Consider the following 26,348-nt stretch of genomic DNA (forward strand, 5'->3'; position numbering starts at 1 on the left):
TAACCTATGGAGCTAGTCCTGTATATATTTATAATTCTTATCTCATCATTTATAGTTTATAAGGGTGGATCTATGCTGGAAAATGCTTCTGAAATTCTCGCAAATCATTATGATCTTCCCTCTGTTGTTAAAGGAAGTTTGATTATGGCCGTAGGATCAAGTTTTCCGGAACTTTCTGCTGTTTTGGTATCGACAATATTGCATGGTAAATTTGATTTGGGCGTATCAGCAATAGTGGGGAGTGCTATTTTTAATATTATGGTAATTCCGGGTGTTGCATCTGCACTTTATGGCCCACAAAAAGCAGATCATAGCCTGGTTTATAAAGATTCACAATTTTATCTGACATCGATTGTTGCTTTGTTACTTACCTTTTCCCTTGGAGCTATCTATTATCCTGTTGCAGATACGGAAAATATTATAGGAAATGTCAATAGGGAGCTAGCCCTTATTCCTTTTTTATTATATGGGCTTTATGTATATCTCCAGTTTGTAGATACTAAAGAGCATAGAGAAAAAAGTAATGGTGAGAATAAAGAGAGGCATAATAGTATAGGTAAAGTCTGGCTAAAGCTGGTAATAAGCCTTGTACTTATTTTAGTTAGTGTTGAAGGACTTGTTAGAGGAGCTTTGTTTCTAGGAGAGTTTTTTAATACTCCTGATTTTTTCTGGGGTATAACCGTTATTGCAGCTGCCACTAGTGTTCCGGATGCTGTAGTAAGTATAAAAGCTGCACAAAAGGGAGATGGCACAGCTGGATTATCAAATGTTTTAGGAAGTAATATTTTTGACTTACTGGTGGCTGTACCGGCAGGAGTATTGATAGCAGGGACAGCATCTGTTAATATTACAATAGCAGTACCAATGATGTTGTTTTTAACCATTGCTACTATAGCCTTTTTTACCCTGTTGCGTTATAATCTAGTGCTTTCCAGAGCAGAAGGCATAGGGATGCTTATCGGCTACTTTTTATTTGTGATTTGGATGTTACTGGAGTCTTTTGATGTAATTTCTATAGTTCTCAAATAAAATCAATCACTATACTGGTTATTGCTCCAATCCATTAATTGAGAGTTAATATCAATTTTTTCTTTTGAGACTGATCCTGTATCTACATTCTCTGAATAGATCAAAGATTTATCTGTCCATGTAATTGCCTTGACTCTTGAGCGAAAAAGATCTTCATCCCCATTAAAATATTTTAAAATGAGATTTGTTTTGTCTTCACAGGCTAAACGACCTTTTTCTCCATTTTTTAAAATGACGTTGAAATACTTCATATCTCTATCGTTTTAAAGTGACAGGATATATAAGTTATAACATTATCTTGAAATTATGTAATTAATTATTAAAATATTTTTAATTAGCTATTCGTAATATTTACATGGATTGATAGGCTAATAACGGAAACATTTCCAACTCAGGTAAAATAATTATGTGCTTCAGGCATTTTAAAAGAAAGACCGGTTATCAGTAATTAATTTAATATCACTGTATTCTCCTTTATCAAAATCCAGCCTGTTGGCTTTAACTGCAATCGGGAAAGCAGCATTTCCTTCAGAGTACATTTCCATCACATTATCACTGGTCTTTTGAAAAGATGCATTTCCTTCAGCCATATCAGCCAATTCCCCGGTAATACTGCTATCTATTTCTTTGTTGGTTACAATTGTTGCTTTCAGGTCTTTTGCAGACAAAACACCGGTAATAATCAATATGTTGTTTCTGTTAGCATTTCTAATCAGTTCAGGATTGGGGTGTTGAAAGTCAGCCATAGAAAAGAACCTGGAAATTATTCCTGAAGGAATTGTAAGTGTTTTGCTTTTTCCATAACTGATTGAAACTGAAGATCCACTCTTGAATTTATTTGACAAAGAAAGATTTCCTAATCCAAGGGAAACCAATAACTGCTCAAGAACCGTTATGCCAATATTGAATTTATATTGTTGTTGTTGATTATAATTGACTCTTAGCGCCTGGTCTTCGATTATTTCTATTTCGGTGTCCGATTTAAAAGCATGCTTTACATTTTCGTAATATAATTCAGGGACATCAAAAGTCTTTTTTAGCCATAATTGAAGAGGTTTATGATTACGAATCGGGCTATCGATAAGATCATAGCCAACATCCCGAAGGTCATTTTTTAGGTTCATAGATAAACAGATTTAGGTAATTGATTGTATAATTAAAAATACAATTTTTTTAAAAAATTAAGCTGTATTTATAATTATTTACCAGGAAAGTTTTAGAGTTTATTTAACCTGGCTCATTATTAATTGATCAAACCATTAGATCAATTAATATCATTCTCAAAAGATCTATTGTTTATCTTTAGCTATGTCACAAATCTGAGTCTGGGATTAGTTATTAAGCTTTTCTTTGGTGATTATTTTTCCCTCTTTGTAAATAATTTTCTTTTTAGGATTTCCATTTAAATCATACTTGATTGTCTCACCCGATTTAATGCCTTTCTTATAACTAATCATTTCCACGAGAGAGCCATCGTTGAAATAATAAATGAATTTGCCGTCTAATTTACCAAAATGAAAATCAGCAGTAAAAAATAAATAACCATTTCTGGTATATCTTGTCCATTGACCGTGTTTGGATTTGTTATCTATGGTAAACCCTTCTTCTTTAATATTTCCATTACTAAAAAAGACTTTTTCATATTTTAATCTTGATTTGATAGAATCTGGAAAATTGTTATCAACCTTATCTAGCGGATCAAGGGTTTCAAATGGGTCATATATTACCTCCAGGGATATATCGCCATTTTTTTTGTAATAGAAATGAGAACCAACTTCATTACCTTGTTCTTCATTATTTAAAAAATATTCCAACATATTGGTTCCTTTCGGAGGAGATTGATATTGACCTTTCTCAAATATTGTACCCGAGGCCATATGGTATGATACTTCTAATACAGAATCTTTTATTTCATAGTGCAGATAATATTTTGCATTATCAGGGTCGCTATGAACCCAGTCTTTGTCAAAATATATTCTATTATCATCCTGTGCAGGAATAGAAATACAAATGAATGTAAGAATAAAAAAAATAAACTTTCTAAATTTTCCCCTCGTTATCACGCCTTTAATATTTTTCAGTTGATATTACCTTATCATTTTTATAGATTTTCTTTTTTTTCAGTTTTCCATAGTTTGAATACTGATTATTTTCTCCTGTCCTTTTTCCGTTTATATAGATGCAGGTTTCTTCAATTATTCCATTGATGTAAAAATATTTTTGTTTACCATCTAATAGTCCGTTTTTATATTTATTTATAGCATAATATTTACCGTTAGCATAGTATTCAAACCATATTCCATGTTTTAGTGATTCATCTATGTAAAAACCATCAAATTCTTTTGATCCGTCTTTATAATAAATTTTTTCAAAAGTAAGTTTGGCGAAGAGTGAATCGGGCAGGTTATCTACTTTATATTTACTAAAGAAATCCTTAGTTAAATAATATTGGGGATTATAACAGGTCATACTAGTTCGGATTCCATTTTTATCATACCAGGTGAATTCTCCTGTTTCCATCCCAGTGTCAGAATTACTATTAAAAAAATCAAGTATAGACTGGCTGTTTTCAGGAAGTTTATACTGACCTGTCATTTGGGTAGAGCCGTTTTCATAATAGTCGGTAACTTTTACTACAGAATCCTTAACTGAAAAAAGACGATAGAATTTCATCTTTTTTTTAGATTGAACAGGTTCCCACTTTTTATTATAAAAAATAGTGTCTTGTGATTGACTTTTTGCAGGTATACAAAAAATCATAAACATCATAAAAATAAAACTTCGCTGCATTTTGATAAACCCTTCTTACCTCTATTGGTTGTTTCTTTGTTTTAAGAAAAATTCGAAATTAATTGAATTTTTCTTAAAAGTAAAGAATTAATATTTCAAAGCTTTACCCGATGACAAGAGCAATTTGGCTTCTTTCCAGGTGGGAAGTTTATCAGTCTCTATTGTAATAGTACGGATTTCTCTGGCAATATTCTTGTTGTTTTTCATGGCATTCAGGTGCGAGCCATTTTTAGCAAAACCTCTCATATCACTTTCTTTTTCCCATTGTGTCATGGTATAATGAAAGATCCACAATCCGGTGATTTATATTGTTTACATCAGGTAGTTTTAATTGCTTAATAATTTTCATTGCCATTAGAGAGAGCAAAAAAACACCGGGGATTTTTCAGGTTAATGGATGTGATGGTTGCAATCATTTAAAGCCAAATCAAAGATATTGCTTAGTACAAAGAATGATTTTTTTAATAAAAATATGCAAAGCTCTTTAAATGAATACGTATTTCACCATCATTATGAAATGAAATATGCTACCGGCCATGACAAACAGATGCCAGATAAAATGACCATATTTTAATCGCTTGTCAAGCATATAGAAGATTATGCCAAAAGTATAAGCAAACCCTCCTGCAGCCAGTAACCAAAATGCAGGGGGTGGGAGAGACTCTTTAACAACATCAATATCGAAAATAATTATCCAGCCCATCACTGCGTACATTAATGTTGAGATGACCTTGTATTTACCGGCATAAAATATTTTTAGAATAATACCGATTAAAGCCATGCTCCATAAAATAGCGAAATATATCCAGCCAGTAGTTCCGCCAATGCAAATTAATAGTACTGGAGTATAGGTTCCTGCGATAAGTAAATAGATGCCACAGTGATCCAGGATTTTAAATACATACTTAGCTTTTTTATGCCTTAATCCATGATAAAATGACGAAAACAGATATAATAGAACCAGGCTTAATCCGTAAAATAAAGCACTGAATAAACTCCATTTCACCTCACTCTGAGCCCCAAAAACTATTAGAACGATCATCCCACCAACAGCAGCAGCAGCAGTAATGCCGTGAGAGAGGGAATTTAATATCTCTTCAGTTTTTTTTAGCGGTTTAAGTTTTACCACGATTTTAGTCCTTTATAATTTTTGTGTAAAAATAGGTTGGGATAATGAACTCACCACAGTTTTTAACCTAAATAAAATCAATTGGATCGTTTAAAAGGACATAAAAAAAACACCCGTTACAGGGTGTCAGATTTTAGTAATAAATTATTGTTTTAATCAATTTGAATTATCAATCCATTCCTTTGCTTTAGCAGCATTTTCTTCATCGAAATATTTGACATCTGCACTGGTAAAAGGTTTTAAAGCATCTGCCATTAACTCCTGCCACTTCTTTTCTCCAACAACGGCAACTTTATTTAATTTGTCTGCATTTTCAAAGTCAAATTTAATATCGCGCCAAAAGGCATGGGGTGCCCATCCTTTGAAATTCTTCATGCGGAAATACCAGCTGATCTGTCCGTATTCCTCGATCTTTTGTTTGACTAATGGCAGCATTCTGTCATAATCTTTATCATCCAGTTTTTCACTTGCCACCATATAAATATTATGCTCTTCTGCCTTAATATCTATCATTGTTTATTGATTTTGGTTTCAATTGGATTTTAATAAAATTAAGGATTGATTATGATTTAAGCACATAATAAAGTGATTGGTTCCAGGAAAATCAAAGCCTAAGAAATGAAACTCACAGTGCTAATTCAACATAAATGCCAAAATGATCTGAACTCGTTTTAGGTAATCTTTCGATTTTGTTTAGCATAAATTCTTTAGTTACAAAAACATGATCTAGAGGCCATCTTGTTAAAAAATTATGTGCGTTGAAGCTGTTGTAAAAACCTCTGCCAATCCGTACATCCAAAAGCTTATCATTGGTGCCAGTAAGACCATCTGTATAAGACCAGACCACATCATTTATATCTCCGGCAACGATGGTCGGTAATTCTTTATTCTCTATTTTTTCACCGAGCTTTTTCATCGCAATTTCTCGCTGTCCTTCGTTGTCCGGAAGATGCTCAAAATGTATGGGAGGAACCGGATGTATTGTATATAGCCGGATATCTTTACCATTATCGAGTGTTATAATACTTTCAAATGAAGGTACATTTTTGTTTTGCAGATAATTGATATTGATTTTTTTAAAGGGGAATTTACTATAAAGGCTCATCCCATAGGTCAATTCATTCAGAACCTTTCTGGAATATGGATATTCTTTTTCAATAACTTTTAGTTGATCGTTCCACCATTGGTTAACTTCCATTGCAAGAAAGAGATCAGGCTCAATTTCCCTGATTTGATCTATAATCGGCTGGGCGTTCTTGTTTTTCATTTTTACATTCATCAGTACCAAACTGATTCTATCATCTTCAACATTATCTGTCGTTGCATCAGGAACTTTCTTTGGTACAATTGGGGTGTAATGAATTAAATAGAATGATTGAATAGTCATGGTAGCCACAAAGCCAGCGATCATAAAGTAATCATATTTTCCCCAGGATCTGTTTATTAATAAAAAGATAATTAGTCCAATTAAAGCACTTAGAAAAAACTGTATGCGTGCAAAATCAAGAACTTTTAAAAATTGACTATCAATATTTCTGAGGACGGAAAGTATAGAGCCGATTGTTAGAATAATGGCAAAACAAAAGAGTATCCAATAAAAAATCTTATAGAGTTTTTTCATTGTTAATCGTTAATGAGGGTCGCATATTCAATCTAAAGAAATGTTTTTCTATTTAAAATCTTTTAGGGAGAATTTACTAAGTGGGAATTAGCCCAGGTTATCAATAGTTTTCTTTGTTTTCAAACTCTCTCTCTTACTGTAAATTAGAGTAACAACCAATAAAGAAATGAAAATGAAAGCGGCTAAAAACTTATTATACGCAGTGATACGCCCAACAAGTCCTGAAGTATTGTCAGTTAAAATAATTATTGTTTGGAAAAGATAGTAATTGATATTGAGGATAATAATCACTTCTACGATCCTTATGGTCCATCTATGCCTTTTGATTAGCATCATACCGGCAATAATATTTATAACACCCAGAGCCAATCCGAAAAGGCAAAAATTCCTCATCCACTTCATGAGTAACAAGGATGGTTCGCTTTGTTCTGCTGTGTCGTAATGTATGTTTCTATCATACATGCCTGGCTCATTAAGTCCCTGGTTGATCAACTCAGAATTTTTATCCCGGTTTGATGCCGGGGAAGAATTAGAAAGGCTGTCCATTTTGGCAGACATGTTTGCGGTACGGGGGTTTTTAAAATTATATTCGCTATTAGTGAGTGAAGAATAATTAGAAAATAGGCCGAATAATCCCAGGAGAATTAAAATAATTCCCACTGTAATCCCCCATTGTGGTGATTCGGTTTTCATATTTTATTTGTTTAAACCGAATGATATGTACAAAAAAGTTGGTCCTGTTAATAATAAATATACGAAAATTTCGTTTAAGGCGGAAGTAAAACCTTGTTTATGTGGAGTTTATAAGAGATGCTTTCAATTGAAAGCATCTCGCTAATAATTACATTTTTTGGAAATCACCGGAATCCACATCTTTAATAAAATTGATCAACCCATTAAAAAATGTTTTCTGATCATCATATTGCGATAAATGGCTTCCTTCCGGGCAAAGTAGAAAATCCGAATATGGTATTTCAGAAGCCATCCATTCCATATGTTTCGGATCCATAGTATCGTGGCTGCTTCCGATTACCAATGTTGGCACTTTTATCTCCGAAATATTTTGTGTTCTATCCCACTCTTTTAAGGTTGCATCGCCCGAGATACCAAATTCGCTATATCCCTGCATATAAATGTAAACTTCCGGATTCATATGTTTTAATCCTCTATTTACCGCTTCTGGCCACTGATCGATCGGTTTCCTTAATACGTGTTCAGTATAATGGTATTCCATTAATAATTCTGCATATCTGGGATTTTCATAATCTTCATTCTTCTCCATCTCCATAATTTCTTTTAGGACATCAGGAGGTAATTGCGGGCCAAGTACTTCATGAGCATATTTATTATATTCTGGAATACTGGCCATCATATTGCTTATAATCAATCCTTTGAGATTATTTTGATATTTCAAGGCATATTCCATTGCTAAGATTCCTCCCCACGACTGACCAAAAAGATAAAAATTTTCACTGTCGAGATTCAGGGCAGTTCTGACCTGTTCTACTTCATCAACAAATCGCTCGATTGTCCATAGGCTGGTATCACTTGGTTGATCACTGTAGTAAGAACCAAGTTGGTCATAATATATGAATTCAATACCTTCCTGAGGAAACCAGGAGTTGAAACATTCATATATTTCATGAGTCATACCGGGGCCGCCATGAAGAAGCAGGACTTTCATTGTCGGGTTATTTCCCATTGTTTTAGTCCAGACCTTAAATTCTCCTTTTGGAGTACTTATTGGAATCATTTTAATTCCACCAGTATATTTCATTTCCTCATTTGGATAACTCCAGTATTCGGTAAGCGAAAGTGAATTGTTCTCCTTTGGCTGAGCGATTGCTGAATCATTATTTTGATTCGAATTACAACTAAAAATTATTATCGAAAGAAAAAAGAAAACATATTTATTCATGAATTTAAATTTTAGTTATTGACTTATAAAATGAAAAAACTCCGGGCTAATTCCCGGAGTTTTTCTGTTTAGCCTTCGGTCTTCATTTCGTCCGGTTCATTTTCTACCTTAGCACCATCACCTTTCAGATATGTGTTTAGAAATTCAAGTATTTTACTATACCCTTCTATTTTATTCTCCTTTTTAACAAAGCCATGACCTTCATCATCGAATAAAACATATTCTACCGGCACTCCGTTTTTCCTTACTTCTTCAACAATTTCATCGGACTCAACCTGTAAAACCCTAGGATCATTTGCTCCTTGTAAAACCATAATTGGGTTTTTGACATTTTCAGCATGAAATAATGGTGATATCTCACGTAACCTGACTGAATCTTCAGAAAACGGATCTCCGAGCTCTTCATAAAGTGCTTCTCTTTGTGCCTCCCAATAAGGAGGGATTGATTTTAATGTGCGAAGCCAGTTCGTTACTCCAAAAATATTTACTCCAACATCAAATTCCTCTGGAGCAAAAGTCATTGCGGCCATAGTCATATATCCTCCATAGCTACCGCCAATAATTCCAATTTTATCTGAATCAATATATGTCTGGTCTGCAAGCCACTTTTTACCCCAAATGCAGTCTTTCAGGTCTTTATCTCCGTGATTTTTATCATCCATTTTGTAAAAGGTTTTTCCGTAACCACTACTTCCGCGATTATTGACAGCAAGTATAGCATACCCATGGTTTACCAGATATTGAATGAGCGAGAAGTAATTTTGACGGGTTTGACCACCTGGTCCACCATGAACCCAAACTAAGGCAGGAACTTTATTATCAGCTGAAGCTACTTTTGGTTTATAATAAATTGCAGGAATTTCGGTGTCATCAAAAGAATTAAACCTAACCACCTCTGCTGAAACAAGATGACTTGGATCAATTTCTTCATTCAGGCTATTGGTTAATTTATTTAATTCCTCAGTTTCCATGTTGTAGACATAGATATTCATGGGTGATTTGGATGAACCCACCGCCATGATCATTTTTGATTCGCTATCAGCGATGTTTACTCCCAGAACACTTCCGTCATCCATGTCGGGGAAATCAACCTTTTCTCCCGAGTCAGTTTTTTTGATGATCAGTTTGTTTTTACCGTCTTCATTGATTCCGGTAACTCTGTAAGTTCCGTTTTCACTTAAATAACTATACGCTACATCCCAGTCTGTTTCATATAATTTTGTGTGTTCACCGGTTTCGATGTTGTATTCTTTTAGATACCTGAATTCACTTTCATCATCGGTAAGATAAAAGAACTTATTACCGTCATTACTGAAGCCAGAACTACCGTATGACCCTTTTTCTTGAGAGATTTCAATCATTTCACCAGTATTCATATTGCGCAAAAACAATTTGTTTTCACTGGTAGTAATTGGCTTTATCAATGCTATGTGTTTTTCATCGTCAGACATCCCTGCAAAGAAATATCCTTCTTCATTTTTATAGAACATTTCAGGTTCCCATGTTCCAATGTCCATTTTGTAAACATCAAAATATTTTGGATCTCGCTTATTTGATCCATAAAACATTGATTTTTCATCTTCCGACCACCGGTAAAAATCTGCTTTTTCATTTTCTCCTTTTGTCAGTTCGCTAGTTGAACCATCACTTTTCAGGATATATAAATGATCAATCTCATTTCCGCCTTTATCTGCATAATAGAGTATGTCACCCGTCCCAGGGACATAATCTTCGACAAATAATGATTCCTCGGTAGAATTAGTGATTTGCTTTTTAGATCCATCAGAAATATTTATTTCATAAATATTATATATTCCTGATTCATTACTGGAGACAATAATCTTTGATTCATCTTCGGAGAATTCAGCTCCTCTGTACGAGGTGTTGGATTCGAATTGATCTATTGTGTATAATTCAGGAGTTTCAACTGCTGCTTTAGTCTCCTCATTACTGGTTTCGTTTTGCCCGCAAGACACAATGGTTAGTGCGATAGCAAAGACTAGATATCGAATTTTCATAAATTGTTGTATGTTAAAATTGATTTTTCAGTTAGAAAATTATAAGAATTGTTACTTATAAGTTCTATACTTTATTTTTCAAAGTCAAGGAAGGTGATGAATTAATTTATTGGTTTTCAGGCTTTTTATAACTTTATGTAGATCTTTTTCTTATAAAGTATATTAAGAGGAATGAAAATAATAAAAGCGTAGATCAGGGAATAAATAAAGGAAGAAAGCTTCGGGTTAAATCCAATATCTTTTGTTGCTTTCATGAATTCTTCATTTAATGAAACACCCCAGATTAGATCATTGTAAAATACGTACAGCAGAACAAATGAAAGTACGTAGGCTGTAATGGCATTTGCACCAAGAGCCTGACCTATTTTAAGTTTTGGTCTGTAATTTCTGATATCGTAAATAAAATAGCACAAAGTAAAAACGAGTACTGCCAGGCCACCTGTAACCAGGACAAATGATGGTGTCCATAGGTTTTTATTGAGTGGAATTATCAAAGAAATGATCATACCTGAAATCAGAAGTAATATCCCAGATGTGATCAGGAATTTCATTCTGTCTACCTTGGTTTTTATTTGATGTATTCTAAACTGAGAACCTAAAATTGCACCGAGTAAGGTTGTGGCAATAGCTGGAATCGTCGATAGAAGACCTTCTGGGTCCCATGATTTTTCATATAATGGGCCAGGTAGAATATATCGATCTATAAAGGCTGATATATTCGTTCCTGGCTCTAAGTTTGGTTTAATAGATTCCGAAGTGTTTTTATATATTTCCACTTCAGCAAATCCATGTGCCCTGGGTATTTCCCCTTCATTTAGTGCATTTAATATAATTTCATCTATTGGAACAGGTACATATAATAATACCAAACTATAACTGACCAGTAACACAAGAGTGATAATTATAAGATGCTTAATATTTAAATTAATATAGAGAATTGCGGTAATGAAAAAACAGATTGCTATGCGTTGAAGGACACCAGGCCATCTGATGTTCGCCAGGTCTGGCTCAAATAATAGCCACAGCAATATCCCAACCACAAATATTTTTAAAGATCTCCATGAAATCTTTTTGTAAATACTGAACTCAGGTTGTTTATTGGTGTATTTAGAAAGAGAATAGCTAATTGAAAAACCGACAATAAATAAGAAAAAGGGGAACACGAGGTCCGTAGGGGTTAACCCGTGCCAGCTGGCATGTTGTAAAGGTGCATACATATAAGACCAACTGCCGGGACTATTTACGATGATCATGGCCATAATAGTGACTCCCCTGAATACATCAAGTGAAACAAGTCTTTTCTTGGTATGGAGTTCCGGATTAGTCAATTTCAACTATTTAAATATGATAAAAAGGCTCAGATTCTTCTAAATATATAAATACTATATTCTGTTTTATTATGTATTTCATAAGCCGGACTAATGACTTGATGTTAATTGTTTGATTATCAGATTATTGACTGTGTATATAAATAAAAATTATCATTATTATATAATATATAAATTTTTAAACATGTATTAATGTATTGATTTTTGCATAAACAAAACTAAATGCAAAATGGAAAATTCATTAAGTGTCATGTCAAAGGATTACAGTAAGTTAGCTGATCAGAAAGATTACAAGTTAATCGATGGTAAGTTTTCTGTTGAAGAAGCTAAAGATGTGTTAAGTGCTTTATTCAGAAACAAGATTAAATTTCACCAACAGCAAAGGTTGTCAATCTATGAAAGAGAGGGTAGGGACACCACATCAACAAAAAAGAGAATAGCAGAATTAAAAGAAGAAAGAGAAAAAGTAAGAGAAATGTTAAATGCCATTGAAAACGAAGATGTCATAATAGAGATCAATGGTAAGGTAGAAATTAAGGTATTAAAATAATTGATTCCATTTTTTAATACTTCATACTTTTTAATCCATAGCGAATAATGAATATTAATCTACTGATTGATAATCTTACGAACCCGGCACTGCTTTTCTTCTTTTTAGGGATAATAGCAGTAATCTTAAAAAGTGACTTGGAGATACCTCCAAATTCTTCAAAGTTTATTTCCTTGTATTTGCTTTTTTCAATTGGATTTAACGGAGGGCAGGAACTGGCACATAGTAATCTTGGTATGGAAATAGCCCTTTCACTATTGTTTGGGATTTTCCTGGCTCTGATAGTGCCTTTATACACCTTTTTTATTCTGAAAAAGCGATTGGGGATTTTCAATGCAGGCGCTATTGCCGCTGCTTATGGATCGATCAGTGCTGTTACCTTTGTGACTGCTGTGTCATTTCTCGAAATTCAAAAGATTGATTTCGGTGGACATATGGTTGCAGTAATGGCGCTGATGGAGGCCCCGGCAATCATTGTAGGTGTTTTATTAATGTCTGTTTATAACCGTGATGATGAATCAAATATCGATTGCAAGGGGATGATCAGGCATTCAATGACCAATGGTAGTGTATTGCTCATTATTGGTAGTTTAGTAATCGGCTTTCTTGCCGGAGAGAAGCAAGCAGAAGGAATTATGCCTTTTACTTCAGATATATTCAAAGGCTTTCTTGCAGTGTTTCTTTTAGATATGGGCATTGTGAGTGGGAGGAAATTATCTTCTTTCTGGGAAAATGGCTGGTTTCCATTTCTGTTTGCTGTTGTTGTGCCCCTCATTAATGGTGTAATTGTAGCGATAATCAGTGGTTTTGTTACCCAGAGTGATGGTAACAGGTTACTGTTTACAGTGTTGGGAGCGAGTGCTTCTTATATTGCTGTGCCTGCTGCAATGAAGATGGCTGCGCCAAAGGCGAATCCGGGATTGTATATACCAATGGCATTGGCAATAACATTCCCCTTTAATATTACCCTGGGAATGCCATTATATTTACAGATAATAAGAGTTTTTTAGGATTATTACCGTCCTGGGTTGCTCCCGTTAGTAAAAAGAGACTGTCCATGCAGGACAGTCTCTGTTTTTATTACCCACAGTTGAATTTAGCCTACACTTTTAAACCATTCTTCATATTTCTCGCCCAATAAAGGAACTGGCTTCATTTTACTTTTTGATGCATTTAAAATGCCAATTACCCACATGTAAAGAAGAATGAATATTGCAATGATGTTGATGATCCAGCCTATTATAGGAATCATCCCTATAATGCCTAGTGCAAGGCCAGTAACTCCAAGCCCGAGTGATTGCCGGATATGATAAGATGCAAATTCGCTTTTTTTATCATTATTCATCACAAAGGCAATTATTAATCCGATCAGCGTGATATAGGATATAATACCTATGTTTTTACCTTCTTTATCTACTTCTTCAGTCGAATTAGTAGATTTTATAGTATTTAAATCTTCCATTTTTTTGTTTTAATCTGCCATGTCCGACAGGGATTCAAAATCTAATTTATCTACCAGATCCCAAGCTTTTTCCGGACTGGTTTTGGAGGCTTTGATCATTACACTAAAACGATCGTTATAAACAAATTGAAGATGAGTTACGTCTCTTTTCTTGTAATATGTTTGTAATGCTTTTTGACCATCCACTGTCACCGTTTTAAGATGTTTTCGCTCATCTTCCTCTTCACGATCCATATTCGACATCATATTCATACCCATTAGTAAAGAACTTCCCACTTCTCCTGCTCCATCCATTACTTCAACCTTTAATTCTCTGTCATCAGCTTCAGATTTGAATGTCCCTTCAATTGAGCTAATATTCATATATCCTGCTTTTCCAACTTTAAAACCTGTTCGATCCATTCCACTTATGGATTCAGGGAGCCATTTTTTTAGTTGATCATTGGTCAATGGAGTTAACGTTTTTAATTCATCACTTTTTTCTTTAGCCTCTTCTGCTTTGCTGGCCATTTTAGTGACATTTGAAATAGTTTCAGAAGCTTCAGAAACTTTTTCCCTTGATTCCTCACTGCATGAAATAAAAATTGATGTCAGGAGTACTACGGTGAGCATTTTAGATATAGATTTCATTTTTCTATTATTTGTTATTCGACATTAAATACAATTAATCCTCTGGAAATCTCCCCTTCGGATTCAACGGGAATTGCTTCCAGAATAATTTCATATTGTCCAGGAGCTAATCTTCCGGTATTATTTTGATAGGCTAACCCGTCTTGCAAATAGCGACCAAGGACCGGAACAAAGCTGAAAGTTTCAGGAGCCAGAAACATACCTCCTGGGATATAGGGCATCGGTTCGCGTTCAGATGAATTTATTGTTTTACCATTATGCTTAACTGTAGTTTTGAATTTGAAGAAATCAAATTTTGGCTTTCCAGGTAAAACTTCTTCTTCTGGCTTTGCATAATCAGCCCCTTCATAAAAGAAGATGATTTTATTTTTTCCGTCCCGGAATGATTTGAATAGGGTTACTACATATGGAGATTCTAAGTCTATTTCTGTTTTGTTATCTCCGTTAATTGTGATCTTCCCTTTAACATTTTGAGCAATAATTGCTTGTGCTGAAATGATCAGCATTGTGATTATTAATTTTTTCATGGTTTAAATATTATTTAGTTGTGTAATCTGATTTGGCAATAGTGAGTTTTTGTTTCTTAAGGTCTTTACAAGTCATTTTCATAGATGTATCATCTTCGGTTTTTCCGACCATATCCATTTCCATTACCAGGCCTTCTTTTTCTCCGTTTTTGATCCATTCTTTTCTTATTTGATCAGGCATATTCTGGTCTTTGCCCATTACATCACCAAAGCTTATATCTGGTTCGAAGGTGACATACATTGTTATTACATGTTCATCAGTAGTTATTTCATAACCTTTGCATTTATATCCAAGGATAGTTTTGCCCGATATTTCTTTCATGGTGTAATCCTCATCCATGCTTTCTTTGACTACGCTACTATCCATATAAGCTGCGTTTTTCATAGCAAAAACAGATTTATTTCCATTTTTTGAACTGTAAATGGCAGTCAGATCCTTACTATAATCATATACCATGAACATGTCACCAGCTTTTTTAAAGGTGGCTCCGAAATAACCCGCATCTTTCATCAGGTAATAATCAATTAAAAGCTTTTCCTTTGATTCGGGTGTTTCCATTTCAAGAGTATATATCCATTCGAAATAATACTTTTCGGGAAGTTCTTTTGCATCGACCATAGTTCCACCAATGGGTACAGGAGAATTGTTTTGTAATTGCATGGAGAACAGTTCATCGAGCATTTGTTCGGTTTTCTTTTCTGCTTCATTTGCTACCTTATCAGAAACAGCATCGGAGACTCCTTTTTCCACTTTGTCTTCGATATCCTTTTTAAGATTTTTTAAAAACTGTCCCTGAATTTCTATACAGGTGGTTAATAAGGCAGTAATAATCAGTAGGTATCTAAGCTTTTTCATAATGAAGTACATTGCTTTTGTACTCATTTGTGTCTATACCTTTAAAAGGTTAACACTGACTGGATAAAAATTTATTTTATACTGATATTTTCCTTTTACATTCCAGGGAACTGTTTAACGGATCAAATAAGATGATAAGACAATATTGAAAGAATTGTATCCTGATAATAGGGGTGATTTTATCGGAGTTACACCAAAGTATAATTCAAGGGGTGCGCTGGTGGTGAAAATGAACTATAATGTACACACCTCTCAAAAATGATAATATCTGATATCTCTTTAAAGAAGGCTTTATTTCTTTAAGAAAAGTCATTTAATCAAAATCTCTCTGGTTGGAATGTTAGTAAAGTTACAAACATGCAGGGCATGTTTTATGATGCGAGGGCTTTCAATCAGGATATTTCCTCATGGGATGTTAGTAATGGGATAAAATGTAATGAATTCGCAGTGGAAGCTCAAAATTGGTCTCTTCCGAAACCGAGTTTGACTTGTGAACAATGATAAAAAGGTTATTTTGATAGGTTAAAAATATAATTTAAAGGTAAAAAAGGCTTCTCCTCGTGAGAAGCCTTTTTGTTTTTATACCTCATGGGATTTAATTTTTTTAGAAAATAAAATATTATTGGCTCTTTTGATGATTTCTCTGATTTGAAACCTTTTAAGCCTTAGTGAATGATAATTAAGATAAGCTATCATTTAAGCTTTTTCATAATGGAGTTTATTGCATTTACACTCTTTTGGGTTTAATCTAATAAAAGGTTAATATCACTCAGGATAAATTTTTATTTTTATAATGATGTTTACTTTTATCAACCGTAGCCATTAATGAATGACAAGGAAATTATTTCCGGGATCAAATCAGGTAATAAGACGCTTTTGAAAGAATTATACCTCGATAATAAGAATGATTTTGTCGGGTTTGCTCATAAATATAGTAGCGATGATATTTTGATTGAAGATGTATTTCAAGATGCAATCATCGTTTTATATGAAAAGGCCATATCCGGAAAAATCGATTCACTTAAATGCTCTTTGAAGACATATTTGTTTAGCATTGGAAAGTATATGATTTTCGATAAAAACAGGAAGTCAGTAAAAGAAGTGCAATCTGATGATCTGGAATATGTGTTAGATAACCAGGATCATTATTTGATAGATGATCTTTCAACGGAAGAGGAACTGAGTCCATATCAGGAAATGTTATATAAACATTTTAAAAAGCTCGGTGAAAAATGCAGAAAAGTATTGCATGCTTTCTACTACAAAGGGCAGACGATTGAGGAGATAATGAATGAGGAAGGCTATGAAAATAAAAATGTGGTAAAAAGCCAGAAATCAAGGTGCCTCAAAACATTAAAAGAAATGATAAGCAAATCCCATGATTAAAGAAGAATTAATAGATCGTTACCTGGCTGGTGAGCTTAACAAAGAGGAAGAATCCGATTTTGAGAAAATGATGGATGATGATCCTTCTATTGCCAAAGAGGTTGAGTTTAGAAAAGAACTTAAACTAGCTTTAAAAAAGTCTGAAAGAATCCAAATTAAGGAAATGCTTTCTGATTCGGAAAAGCCTGAAGGTAAATCCATAAATGTTAACTGGCCGATGTATTTAGCAGCTGCTTCAGTAGCCTTTATATTTATAACCGGATTGTGGTTTTTTGTGTTGAATGATAAGCCTGATCCAGATGAACTTTATACTGCATATTATGCTCCATATGAAAATGTTGTTCAACCTATTGAACGCAGTGAATCGATAAAGAATCTCGAAACAGAGGCCTTTTTAGCCTATGAGGAAGGTGATTATAACAGGGCGAGAGCGCTTTTTACTACACTGGAAAAAGAACGGAATGAGCCATATTTACAGCTATACCTGGGTGTCACATTGATGTCAACAGATGATCATCCCCTGGCCATTGATTATTTTATTAAATATATACAATCTGATGGTAAATTAAAGGATAGGGCTATGTGGTATCTTTCTCTTGCCTATCTGAAGACAGGGGAGACAGAAAAAACCGTCAGGACGCTGGAAGATCTAATAGAATTGGATGGTTATAATAGATATAAAGCTGAAGAATTGCTTTCTAAGATTGATTGAATCTTTTTTTTGCGATATAAGAAAGAAATATAAGAAAGATTGTTGCAGCAAAAATATAAGCATACCATGGTACTTTGTCTGTTATTTCTTTTTGATTTCCTGAGGATACAAAAGCAGCCCAGTAATAGGGATGTTTTAAGGCTGGGTCGGATGTAGAGTCGAGGTACCTTAATTTAGCATTTCTCAAAGCAAGATCTTTAGTTTTTCCATCTTCGAGTTCTTCGTAAAAATATTCCATTATTTTCGAAGTTGACCTGTCATTAATTTTCCATAGAGAATTTACCAGGGACCGTACTCCGGCATAATAAAAGCCTTTAGAAAGACTAATCATTCCTTCGCCTTTTTCCAATTTACCAATTCCGGTCTGACAAGCGCTAAGTGTAGCCATTTCGACTTCGAGGTTCATATTATAAAGGTCTTTTATGAAAAGGGTGTTTTCACTACTATCATTTTTACTAAATGCCAGATAACTATAATCCGGATATATATCATTTGCTGATGCATGAGTAGCAAAATGTATAATCTGATAATTATTTACATTGGAGTAGAAATTTGGTAGATCTGCATCGTTACCTGTATAAAGAGTTGTCGGAAAGAATTGGCTTATCTTTTCTATCTCTTCTTCATTATAAATTAATGGTACGAATCCATCCATCTCGTATTTAAATGAAGGTGCGAAAGCCAATATCTTATTATCTTTTTTATTCAGGTTGGTTTTTTTAAGGGTATACAATGAAGTAGCAGAATTCGAATAACTAACACTGTGATTATTTAATAAAATGCCATAATCGTTCTTTTTTAACACTTCAAAGGGTATATAATTTAAAATCCCATCCCTTACTATTATCAATCTGTCTTTATTGATTTTCTCTGGCAAAAGAAGCTGGCTGATTTCTTCAATTAATTTTGTTTCATAAGAAGTTAAGCCTTCAGAAGATGGAGAGGTTAAATATGAATACAACTCTTTTACTTTTTGGGTAAAATCTTTATTAAGCACAGTTTTATCAAAATCAACAGCTTTTTTATTAATGGTGAATCTAAAAATATGATCTTCGGTAAGAACAAAATAGATCATTTCTGAATCTTCATCTAATAATTCCTTTTGGACCTTTTCAATATTTATCACCGAAGTATTAAATTTTAAATCATAATAGCGAGGATAATGATTTCTTAAACTATCCAGATAATCATAGTATTTCAGCTTAACTTCATTTAATTGAGAGTTAATTAGGGAAATTTTCTTTTCTGATCTTTCTTCAAATAGATTTTTTTCCAGAGTTAATATTTCCTGTCTGTAAATTGATTCTTTATTGATCACTTTTTCAGGAACCTGAGAATATCTTATTGCCCGGGTTTGTCTGATTGCATCGAGCAATATGAGATCTTTACTTTTTTCTGAAGCTGTAAAAGCCAGATCCAGATAAGAGTTATCTTTTTCATTGTTGTATCCTGAATATCCCAATTCGATAATTGCATGAAATATTGGTAAGGCATGATTAACCAGGTATTGTTTGTCAACTTTATTGTCGAACTCTTTTTTTAACAGATCAAATGTTTCAAAGATAATTTCTGCTGTTTCCCTGGCTTGTCTGAGTGATTTCTGGTCATTGTTGTTTATATAATTAGAGAAAAGCAGTCGTGTTCTGACTTCTAAAAGCTCGAGATATAGCCGTTTGCTATATACATTACCCGGGTTAGGTAAGGAATTGTTATTATTTGAATTTATGGTAATAGTCTTTAATGCCTCATTGATTGACTCAAGTCCATTTGCGGTCTCATATCTTTTTAAGTGATATTTGGCTATTTTCAAATGAATTAATGAAATATCCTGATGATTCTTCCCATCGTGATATTGGATGTATTTGCTTAATGCTTCTTTATAGAAATCTAATGCTTTTTTATCCTGATTGAGTTCAGCATAAATATCACCATATATCATTAAAATTTTCTTGTAAAAAGGATCCTTGTCAATTAAGATTTTTTCACTTTGTTGTAAATAATCAAGTGCCTTTTGAAATTTTTTTTGTTTTAAATAATTATCAGCAGTTTTGTCATAGGCTGTTATAAGGTTATTCTTAAACATCTTTTTATCCCGGTAGATGTTTTTATATATTGAAATGACTTCATCAAATAAATTATTTGCCTGGTCAAATTTCCCCATTTCAACATAAAGCTGGGCAATTAGTAATTTGGTGGCTGCAATAGAAACTTCTTCATTTTTCACTATTTCAGGGTTATTCTGAATCAGCATTATTGCTTTTTTGTAATACTGATCAGATAATTCGTATTTCCCGGTGTTTTTATAGATCGATGCCAGAAAATTGCATGTACTCAATAGTGTCTCTCCTGACTGTCTATTCAGACTATCTGATTTTTGGTTGGAAATGTCATCATATAGTTTTTGGAAAGAAAGTTTCGATTTTTCATACTCTTTGATCTTATAGTAATAATTGCCTTCATTTAAAAGCTGATTTTGTCGATAGATTTTTAAGTCAGTAGTTAAGGAATCCGGATTAGCAGAATTTAGCAGTCCTCTATTAATGTTTAAATAAATGAAGTATCGTTCAAGTTGATAGTGATAACCTGATGTGAAGATTAAATATTCTAAAATCTGCATTTGGGTTTCAATATCACCTGCCTCCTGAGCAATTTCAAGAGCTGTCAAAAAATAATGTGTAGCACTGTCATAATCTGTATATATGTAATTATAACCTTTATAAAAATTAGTGCGAACCTTTTCATCGGTGGTTTGAGAAAGGACCACATTTGAAAAAAAAGAAAGATAAAGAATAAAGAAAAAAACCTTTTTCATGAAGAAAAGCCCTTATGAAAATAAGGGCAAATGAATTAATAATTGACAAAATTAATTAACAATAACAGGAATTTCGTAGGTTATTTCACCATCGGCAGGTTCAAAATACTTGGTTATTCTTAAAGTGAATTCCCCTACAGTACCACTTTCGTAAACATAATTAATCCGGTATGGTTCTTCAGACTCATATACATCAGTTACCTCACCTATAGATTCATTGTCATTATTTACGATGGAAAAGCTGATTTCACCCTGTTCTTCAGTCGCACTAAAAACATGTTCAATAAGCACATCAATCGGGCAATTTCCGTATTCACATGGGTTTGGTTTTGGTGGAGGAGGCAGAGGATCGATCTTTATTGCTACATAATCGAGATAATTTTCATTTAAAGCAATTGCTTCCTGTACTGCTTCCAACTGAGGGACAGCATTTTCATTCCCATTTTCAATTTCTTCCAGTAATTGAGCTTCTTTTTCCCGAAGTCTGTACAATTCGTTGTTAAGATATTGCTCATGAATAAACCACTCAAAAGTTTCTGGGGCTTCCCTTTTAACCAGGTTTTCTGATGCACCCGTTGCACTTTTCAGATTAAGACCTGGTGTTATAGAATCAATGGTTTCTGTGTTTGAGCATGCTACAATCAATATTAATAGCATCGCTTTAGATAGTAAGATTAAATTTTTCATGGTTTCTTTATCTTTTACCCTTTAATGGTTGAAGATTTAAATGGTTAACAGATTGATTGAGAAAAATGTATTACTATCGATATATGGGTGACACAATATATGAAAAACAGAACCGTTTTACAGAAATGTGTTATAAAATATTAGAAAAATTATAAAAAAGATGTGTTTTGCTCATTGAATAATGATATTTGTTGATCAGTAATAATCCCTTCCAATTTTAACAGCTCTTTTTTTACTTGTAATCCACCTGCGTATCCGACAAGTTCACCATTTTTACCAATTACACGATGACAAGGGACAATTATTGAGATTGCATTAGCACCATTAGCCGTTCCGACTGCTCTAATTGAACCGGGATTTTTTAATTGATCCGCGAGATTAGAATAAGTTATTATTTTGCCGTAAGGAATATTCAGTAATTGTTTCCAGACAGATTTTTGGAAATCTGTGCCTGCATATATGATAGGGATATCAAATGCTCTTCTTTTACCAGTGAAGTATTCGTTTAGTTGAGAAATGGTATTTTCAATTATTTCAGAATTTCCTTCTTTAAATTCTGCATTAAAATAATTTTTAATTCTTTTATCAATTGCATTTCTCATTCTTCGGTATTTCCAATCAAGAAGACACAATTGATTACTATATGAACCAATTAAAAGTTGACCTGCAGGAGATTCATATGTACGAATGGTTATCATTATATGATATTCATTAGGAGCTATTAATTAAATATAATTAGAATAAAAATTGAATAAAAAAAGGGGATAGAAAAATCTATCCCCTTATCTATTTTCTTTATAAAAATTATGCAGGATTTTTAGTCAAATATAATGTGAGGTCAACAACAGTTCTTGCAGTTGATCCGTCTCCTAAAAAATCACCTTCATTTTCCATAGATGTCTGTATTATAAATTCGGTTTCTGTCAATTTATTAATAGTACCCTCTGTTTCAGAGCCATCCAGACTTGTGAAAATTATTTTATTTCCTTCAATTCTCCACTCATTGAGTAAGCCTTCAAAAGAAGTAAATGTTTCATCAGATGTATCCATTGTTATACCTGCCACTTTAGTTGTTAGAGTTAATGTATACGATCCGGTAGCTGAACAGGTATTCGGATCAGTCTGGTCATCAAAAGTAATGAACATGGTACTTTCTTTTAATTCACCAGTTACATCAGCAAATTTGCTTTCTACAGTTTGTCCTGATTCAGCATCTACAGTAGAAATATATAATTCACTTGCATAGTCTAAATCTTGTAATTTCCATTCACCAGGAGCAGCTTCAGGTTGAATAGTAGCACCTGCTTCATCATCAGAACATGATGAAAAAATGATTAGCGAAAGAAAAAATACTGGTAATAATTTTGAAAGATTCATAGTTTTATTGTTTTGAATAAAAAATTAAATACTTATTAAAAAAGTCTGGATCTTTATTTAGATAGCTAGTAATCTATAATGAAATGGGAATAAAAGAATGTTTTTTTTATGAATACTTTAATCAAGAGGTAATTTTCTTATAAAATTATTATGTTGACTTCGAAAAATAATATTTGAAAATGGATTAAGTTATTCGGAATCTGCCATTTAGAATGTCCTGATTTAAAAGGTGCGCAACAGCAAAGTATAAATCCCTGTCAAATTCAAACAACTCTAAAGGCTTCTCAAAAAATATTTCTATAGAAACAGCAAAAAATTCGTGATAATTAGTTGATGCATATCCTCTAAACAGGTGTGAGTCTATTTTTTTTAACAATGCCATTTCGCGTAATGCTATGTATTTAAATCTCCTTATAGCCTCTTCAGGTATATAATTATATTCCTTGTTTACAATTTTATTTTCAAACTTTAATGCATGAGCCATTTCGTGGATTCCCAAATTAATACCATCAGTATGATTCATGTATCCTTCCACAAAATTTTTCCAGGAAAGGACTATAAGCCCTCTTAAATTGACTTCTCCTTTGTGGTAATTACCCGTGATAGTTGAATAATAATTATCGGGGTAAATAAGTATTCGCGAAAAATGTTTAAAATAAACAGATGGATAACCGAATGATATCTGAATAGCCGAGGCAGCGATTAAAACCTTCATTTCCTCACTAACTTCTGATAATCCACCTCGTGGAATAAATTGTTTAAGTGTTATAAACCGTTGAACTCTTCGCCTGAATTCTTCTTTTAGTCTTTCGTCTGGTAAGTCGTTGTAGTATTTAAAATACTTCTCTAAAATTGCTAGTCTGTTTTCCGGTAGTTTGAAAAATAATAGAAATAGATTTATTAATGGAGGAAAAAAGTAAATTAGAATGGATCTGATAACACTAAAGATCATAGCAAACAACAAGATTACCGGTACAACAATAAAAATTACTACCAGTAGGGCTATAATAATAAATTCAAAAGTATCTGACATTAATAAATAAATCCCTGTTTGAAAAAATATTATACAAGTCTCAAAAATAAATTTATTGGCATAAAAAAAACCTTTAAAGCTCTTCTTTTAATGAATTAATTTTATCCGGTACTGATCCTTTTTCAAAAATACTTATAAGATTAAATATCAGTTTAAGGGCAAAGCCTGAGGGTGATATGAGCTTAATTTTATCTGATACTTTTCGATCCCTTTCTTCTATCAGGTTTGGAATGGCAGGTTCTTTATTGTCTGCCAAAAGAACGGCAAATTCCCAGGCCCCGTCTCTTGCCAACTCCATACTAAAGTCTACTAACAGATCGTCTGCAGTGCCTGTTTTTTGAAGGATAAATCTTAAAGGTGGCCATATGGTTGTCAGATTATGCTGAACTTCATGAACCATGTCTGATAAGATTTCATTGATACGATCGAAATCATTTTTTAGCTCATGGATATTTGTTTTTCTGGTCGTTTCATAGGCTGCTATACCAAGATCAAGATTAATATGGGCATTTATACCAGAAAGGATATGCTGTAAAACAGTTATAGAATTGTCGTTTGTTAATTCAAAACTACGTTTCCACGAATGTGTTACCTGATTGCCATCTGCATAGTTTTTATATGCATCAATATATCGCTTTGCAAAAATGACATCAAGGGTCTCCATCATCTCTCCGTTATCGAAAAAGTTATTTCGAATACCTTCCTTTACCCTGACCGTAACTTTTTTATATAGCACAGCAAAATAGCCTGAGGTAGATGACTTTTTCAGACAATCAATAATGATCTCATCAAGTTCTTTAATTACCTCATCTATTGTGGTCATACTGTAAATTTAAAAAGATTTAATTTTCTTCATACCTGAAGCCAACATCTGATAAATTATAATCAAACCTACCTTGGTGCACGGTATGTTTTACATTGACAGAATCTTCATATTCAAACCCAAATGTTCCTGCCAATATAAATCTATTTATCCCAGATAATTTTCTGATGTGAAGCTTCCCGATTTGATTGATGGGTTGGAAATCTTCTTCTCTACCATAATAGAAATCATGTGCATCAATATCCACATAAGCCTTGTGTTCTGCTGATGCCAAGTCAAATTCTGTTTGATCTAATAAAAGAAGATCTTCAAAAGACTTCACTCTGCTATTGGTTATCTCAAATATAATATCTACTTCATTATAATTTGAAGTACTACTATTTATAATGTATCCGGGTAGTTTTATTTTAAGTTTATTGTCGACCGTATCGCATATTATCGGGATGTAGTCATAATATTGAAATAATCCGTTTGCGGATAATTTTGAATTCCAAATTTGAGTTTCATTGAAAATAGCACCTCCTACATCATTACCTCTTTGAGTATAAATTGGTAATCCAGGTAGTCCCGGGTCGAATATAAATATGGGTTCTCGACATGAAGATGTTAAAAGCAATAGTAAAACTGGATATATATATATTATTTTTTGAAGGGTTTTCATTGCAGTAAGTTGAAAATTAAGCCTGTTAGGATATAAAAATTTTTAAATTCAGATGTAGTACCTGTCTTATTACCAAAGTCATCAAAGGTTTGATACTCAAGCCTGCCAGATGGATTAAATCCACTTCTTATAAAAGGAGATACTTTCTTGTTTTGCAAAAAATTTAATCCAAATAAAATAGCATTTGCCCTGTTTCTATATTCTTTTTCACTGAAGTCAGATTCTAAAATAGTTCCAAATTCATAACCAGCATTAATTAGTAGCCAGGGTGTAATATCATAATATATTATAATGGGGATAGTCAAAAAGGAATCCCCATAATATCTTTTTTCAAGAAATGGCTGTTCAATTATATGCTTCCTTCTGGAAAAAATAAACCCACCGGAAAAAGACAGGGATTTAAGTGGCTCTGGTTTATATCGATAGGAGACACCAGTAAAATAGCCTGTTCTCATTTTGGTTTCCAAATTTTCAGAATTAACTAACAATTTTGAAAATGTTAATCCGCCTGAAAGTTGAATCTGGGCATTAGACAGAAAGAAAAATAAGCTCAAAATGGTAATAACCAGAGGCTTATGTAGATTAGATTTCATTATTAAAAATAGTTGATAAAAAATAATTAAGAATGATTCTAAATAAGTGCAAATTATCTAGATATCCAAAGTAATTTCAAAAATTATGTTTCTCGATTATATTTTCTGTCAAAAGCCACCAGGCGATTATTATGGCTGTTCCAACTAAGATTAATTTTATAACTGTTTTTTTGATTTGTCTCTTGTTCTCTCTTAATGATCGTTCTCTAATTTCAGAAAGCTGTGAATGGGTTGCTGTTTTATCCGTGAATTTACTTCGTTTGTTTCTTAGTGCTGAGTTGTAGTTCTTAATTTTATCCCATGCGCTGTTCTTCCTTAATAAACTTCTGTTGTTTTTAATGGACTTGTTTGCAGCATCCATTGAGCCAAATCCTCCCATAGTTGATAATTTTGATTTCCTTTTCGT

At 33.2% G+C, this 26,348-nt stretch carries 30 protein-coding genes and 1 pseudogene; 6 read left to right on the forward strand and 25 right to left on the reverse strand.

What is annotated here, in order from left to right; genetic code table 11:
- Positions 1-6 precede the first annotated feature (6 nt).
- On the forward strand, positions 7-1,029 hold the full coding sequence (locus OO013_RS05000; protein WP_266055585.1) for a sodium:calcium antiporter: 1,023 nt from the start codon (positions 7-9) through the stop codon (positions 1,027-1,029).
- 2 nt (positions 1,030-1,031) lie between these two features.
- On the opposite strand, the gene OO013_RS05005 is transcribed toward OO013_RS05000, so the two are convergent.
- The 12 genes from OO013_RS05005 to OO013_RS05060 form a co-directional block, all read right to left on the reverse strand.
- Positions 1,032-1,280, reverse strand: a complete 249-nt coding sequence (locus tag OO013_RS05005; RefSeq protein ID WP_266055586.1) for a hypothetical protein — start codon at positions 1,278-1,280, stop codon at positions 1,032-1,034.
- 171 nt (positions 1,281-1,451) lie between these two features.
- Positions 1,452-2,153 carry a gasdermin gene (locus OO013_RS05010; RefSeq protein WP_266055587.1) on the reverse strand — a complete coding sequence of 234 codons (702 nt, stop codon included), beginning with the start codon at positions 2,151-2,153 and terminating at the stop codon, positions 1,452-1,454.
- A 207-nt stretch (positions 2,154-2,360) separates the two neighbouring features.
- Positions 2,361-3,092, reverse strand: coding sequence for a toxin-antitoxin system YwqK family antitoxin (locus OO013_RS05015; protein ID WP_266055588.1), 732 nt, complete (start codon positions 3,090-3,092; stop codon positions 2,361-2,363).
- A gap of 4 nt (positions 3,093-3,096) precedes the next feature.
- The gene (locus tag OO013_RS05020) at positions 3,097-3,702 is read right to left on the reverse strand and encodes a toxin-antitoxin system YwqK family antitoxin (protein WP_266055589.1); all 606 of its coding nucleotides are present in this window, start codon (positions 3,700-3,702) and stop codon (positions 3,097-3,099) included.
- A gap of 204 nt (positions 3,703-3,906) precedes the next feature.
- A complete protein-coding gene (locus tag OO013_RS05025) occupies positions 3,907-4,092 on the reverse strand; it encodes a hypothetical protein (protein ID WP_266055590.1) in 186 nt (61 codons plus the stop codon).
- A gap of 211 nt (positions 4,093-4,303) precedes the next feature.
- Positions 4,304-4,948, reverse strand: a complete 645-nt coding sequence (gene trhA / locus OO013_RS05030) for a PAQR family membrane homeostasis protein TrhA (RefSeq protein ID WP_266055591.1) — start codon at positions 4,946-4,948, stop codon at positions 4,304-4,306.
- 156 nt (positions 4,949-5,104) lie between these two features.
- Positions 5,105-5,461 (reverse strand): SpoIIAA family protein, encoded by a 357-nt coding sequence (locus OO013_RS05035; RefSeq protein ID WP_266055592.1) that lies wholly within the window; start codon positions 5,459-5,461, stop codon positions 5,105-5,107.
- A 112-nt stretch (positions 5,462-5,573) separates the two neighbouring features.
- Positions 5,574-6,569 (reverse strand): endonuclease/exonuclease/phosphatase family protein, encoded by a 996-nt coding sequence (locus OO013_RS05040; RefSeq protein WP_266055593.1) that lies wholly within the window; start codon positions 6,567-6,569, stop codon positions 5,574-5,576.
- A gap of 87 nt (positions 6,570-6,656) precedes the next feature.
- Positions 6,657-7,262, reverse strand: a complete 606-nt coding sequence (locus OO013_RS05045) for a hypothetical protein (protein WP_266055594.1) — start codon at positions 7,260-7,262, stop codon at positions 6,657-6,659.
- A gap of 148 nt (positions 7,263-7,410) precedes the next feature.
- Complete coding sequence (locus OO013_RS05050; protein WP_266055595.1) at positions 7,411-8,487, reverse strand: proline iminopeptidase-family hydrolase; 1,077 nt, start codon at positions 8,485-8,487, stop codon at positions 7,411-7,413.
- A 68-nt stretch (positions 8,488-8,555) separates the two neighbouring features.
- The gene (locus OO013_RS05055) at positions 8,556-10,505 is read right to left on the reverse strand and encodes a S9 family peptidase (RefSeq protein ID WP_266055596.1); all 1,950 of its coding nucleotides are present in this window, start codon (positions 10,503-10,505) and stop codon (positions 8,556-8,558) included.
- Between the two features lie 125 nt (positions 10,506-10,630).
- On the reverse strand, positions 10,631-11,833 hold the full coding sequence (locus tag OO013_RS05060; RefSeq protein ID WP_266055597.1) for an acyltransferase family protein: 1,203 nt from the start codon (positions 11,831-11,833) through the stop codon (positions 10,631-10,633).
- 229 nt (positions 11,834-12,062) lie between these two features.
- On the opposite strand from OO013_RS05060, the gene OO013_RS05065 reads away from it, so the two are divergent.
- The gene (locus tag OO013_RS05065; RefSeq protein WP_266055598.1) at positions 12,063-12,383 is read left to right on the forward strand and encodes a hypothetical protein; all 321 of its coding nucleotides are present in this window, start codon (positions 12,063-12,065) and stop codon (positions 12,381-12,383) included.
- Between the two features lie 47 nt (positions 12,384-12,430).
- The gene (locus OO013_RS05070) at positions 12,431-13,393 is read left to right on the forward strand and encodes a sodium-dependent bicarbonate transport family permease (RefSeq protein ID WP_266055599.1); all 963 of its coding nucleotides are present in this window, start codon (positions 12,431-12,433) and stop codon (positions 13,391-13,393) included.
- Positions 13,394-13,479: 86 nt separating this feature from the next.
- Here the strand turns inward: OO013_RS05070 and OO013_RS05075 are convergent, their stop codons facing one another.
- Genes OO013_RS05075 through OO013_RS05090 form a run of 4 tightly spaced genes read right to left on the reverse strand, consistent with a single transcriptional unit; the run spans position 13,480 to position 15,885 of the window.
- Positions 13,480-13,845 carry a DUF4870 domain-containing protein gene (locus tag OO013_RS05075; protein WP_266055600.1) on the reverse strand — a complete coding sequence of 122 codons (366 nt, stop codon included), beginning with the start codon at positions 13,843-13,845 and terminating at the stop codon, positions 13,480-13,482.
- Between the two features lie 9 nt (positions 13,846-13,854).
- Positions 13,855-14,475, reverse strand: coding sequence for a hypothetical protein (locus tag OO013_RS05080; RefSeq protein ID WP_266055601.1), 621 nt, complete (start codon positions 14,473-14,475; stop codon positions 13,855-13,857).
- A 14-nt stretch (positions 14,476-14,489) separates the two neighbouring features.
- Positions 14,490-15,002: a hypothetical protein gene (locus tag OO013_RS05085; RefSeq protein WP_266055602.1), complete on the reverse strand. Its 513-nt coding sequence runs from the start codon at positions 15,000-15,002 to the stop codon at positions 14,490-14,492.
- 10 nt (positions 15,003-15,012) lie between these two features.
- Positions 15,013-15,885 carry a DUF4412 domain-containing protein gene (locus tag OO013_RS05090; protein ID WP_266055603.1) on the reverse strand — a complete coding sequence of 291 codons (873 nt, stop codon included), beginning with the start codon at positions 15,883-15,885 and terminating at the stop codon, positions 15,013-15,015.
- A gap of 282 nt (positions 15,886-16,167) precedes the next feature.
- On the opposite strand from OO013_RS05090, the pseudogene OO013_RS20250 reads away from it, so the two are divergent.
- The 3 genes and pseudogenes from OO013_RS20250 to OO013_RS05100 all read left to right on the forward strand — a co-directional run.
- Positions 16,168-16,359, forward strand: a pseudogene (locus tag OO013_RS20250) (BspA family leucine-rich repeat surface protein); the annotation flags it as partial.
- 324 nt (positions 16,360-16,683) lie between these two features.
- Positions 16,684-17,244 (forward strand): RNA polymerase sigma factor, encoded by a 561-nt coding sequence (locus OO013_RS05095; RefSeq protein WP_266055604.1) that lies wholly within the window; start codon positions 16,684-16,686, stop codon positions 17,242-17,244.
- A complete protein-coding gene (locus OO013_RS05100) occupies positions 17,237-17,956 on the forward strand; it encodes a tetratricopeptide repeat protein (protein WP_266055605.1) in 720 nt (239 codons plus the stop codon). Before OO013_RS05095 ends, OO013_RS05100 begins: the two co-directional genes overlap by 8 nt.
- On the opposite strand, the gene OO013_RS05105 is transcribed toward OO013_RS05100, so the two are convergent.
- From OO013_RS05105 to OO013_RS05145, 9 genes are all read right to left on the reverse strand, one after another.
- Positions 17,943-20,768, reverse strand: a complete 2,826-nt coding sequence (locus OO013_RS05105; protein WP_266055606.1) for a CHAT domain-containing protein — start codon at positions 20,766-20,768, stop codon at positions 17,943-17,945. The two genes, OO013_RS05100 and OO013_RS05105, sit on opposite strands and share 14 nt — an antisense overlap.
- Positions 20,769-20,819: 51 nt before the next feature.
- Positions 20,820-21,455 (reverse strand): hypothetical protein, encoded by a 636-nt coding sequence (locus tag OO013_RS05110; RefSeq protein WP_266055607.1) that lies wholly within the window; start codon positions 21,453-21,455, stop codon positions 20,820-20,822.
- Positions 21,456-21,604: 149 nt separating this feature from the next.
- The gene (locus OO013_RS05115) at positions 21,605-22,153 is read right to left on the reverse strand and encodes a methylated-DNA--[protein]-cysteine S-methyltransferase (protein WP_266055608.1); all 549 of its coding nucleotides are present in this window, start codon (positions 22,151-22,153) and stop codon (positions 21,605-21,607) included.
- Positions 22,154-22,259: 106 nt separating this feature from the next.
- Positions 22,260-22,832 (reverse strand): hypothetical protein, encoded by a 573-nt coding sequence (locus tag OO013_RS05120; RefSeq protein ID WP_266055609.1) that lies wholly within the window; start codon positions 22,830-22,832, stop codon positions 22,260-22,262.
- 184 nt (positions 22,833-23,016) lie between these two features.
- The gene (locus OO013_RS05125; RefSeq protein WP_266055610.1) at positions 23,017-23,865 is read right to left on the reverse strand and encodes a zinc-dependent peptidase; all 849 of its coding nucleotides are present in this window, start codon (positions 23,863-23,865) and stop codon (positions 23,017-23,019) included.
- 73 nt (positions 23,866-23,938) lie between these two features.
- Complete coding sequence (locus OO013_RS05130) at positions 23,939-24,688, reverse strand: DUF5995 family protein (protein WP_266055611.1); 750 nt, start codon at positions 24,686-24,688, stop codon at positions 23,939-23,941.
- 19 nt (positions 24,689-24,707) lie between these two features.
- Entirely contained in the window at positions 24,708-25,349 is a 642-nt protein-coding gene (locus OO013_RS05135; RefSeq protein ID WP_266055612.1) for a hypothetical protein, read from the reverse strand.
- Positions 25,346-25,942: a hypothetical protein gene (locus OO013_RS05140; protein ID WP_266055613.1), complete on the reverse strand. Its 597-nt coding sequence runs from the start codon at positions 25,940-25,942 to the stop codon at positions 25,346-25,348. The genes OO013_RS05135 and OO013_RS05140 overlap by 4 nt, the downstream gene beginning before the upstream one ends.
- A gap of 76 nt (positions 25,943-26,018) precedes the next feature.
- Positions 26,019-26,321, reverse strand: coding sequence for a hypothetical protein (locus OO013_RS05145; RefSeq protein WP_266055614.1), 303 nt, complete (start codon positions 26,319-26,321; stop codon positions 26,019-26,021).
- Positions 26,322-26,348: the final 27 nt, after the last annotated feature.

Source organism: Mangrovivirga halotolerans (genome assembly GCF_026241165.1).
GTDB lineage: Bacteria > Bacteroidota > Bacteroidia > Cytophagales > Cyclobacteriaceae > Mangrovivirga > Mangrovivirga halotolerans.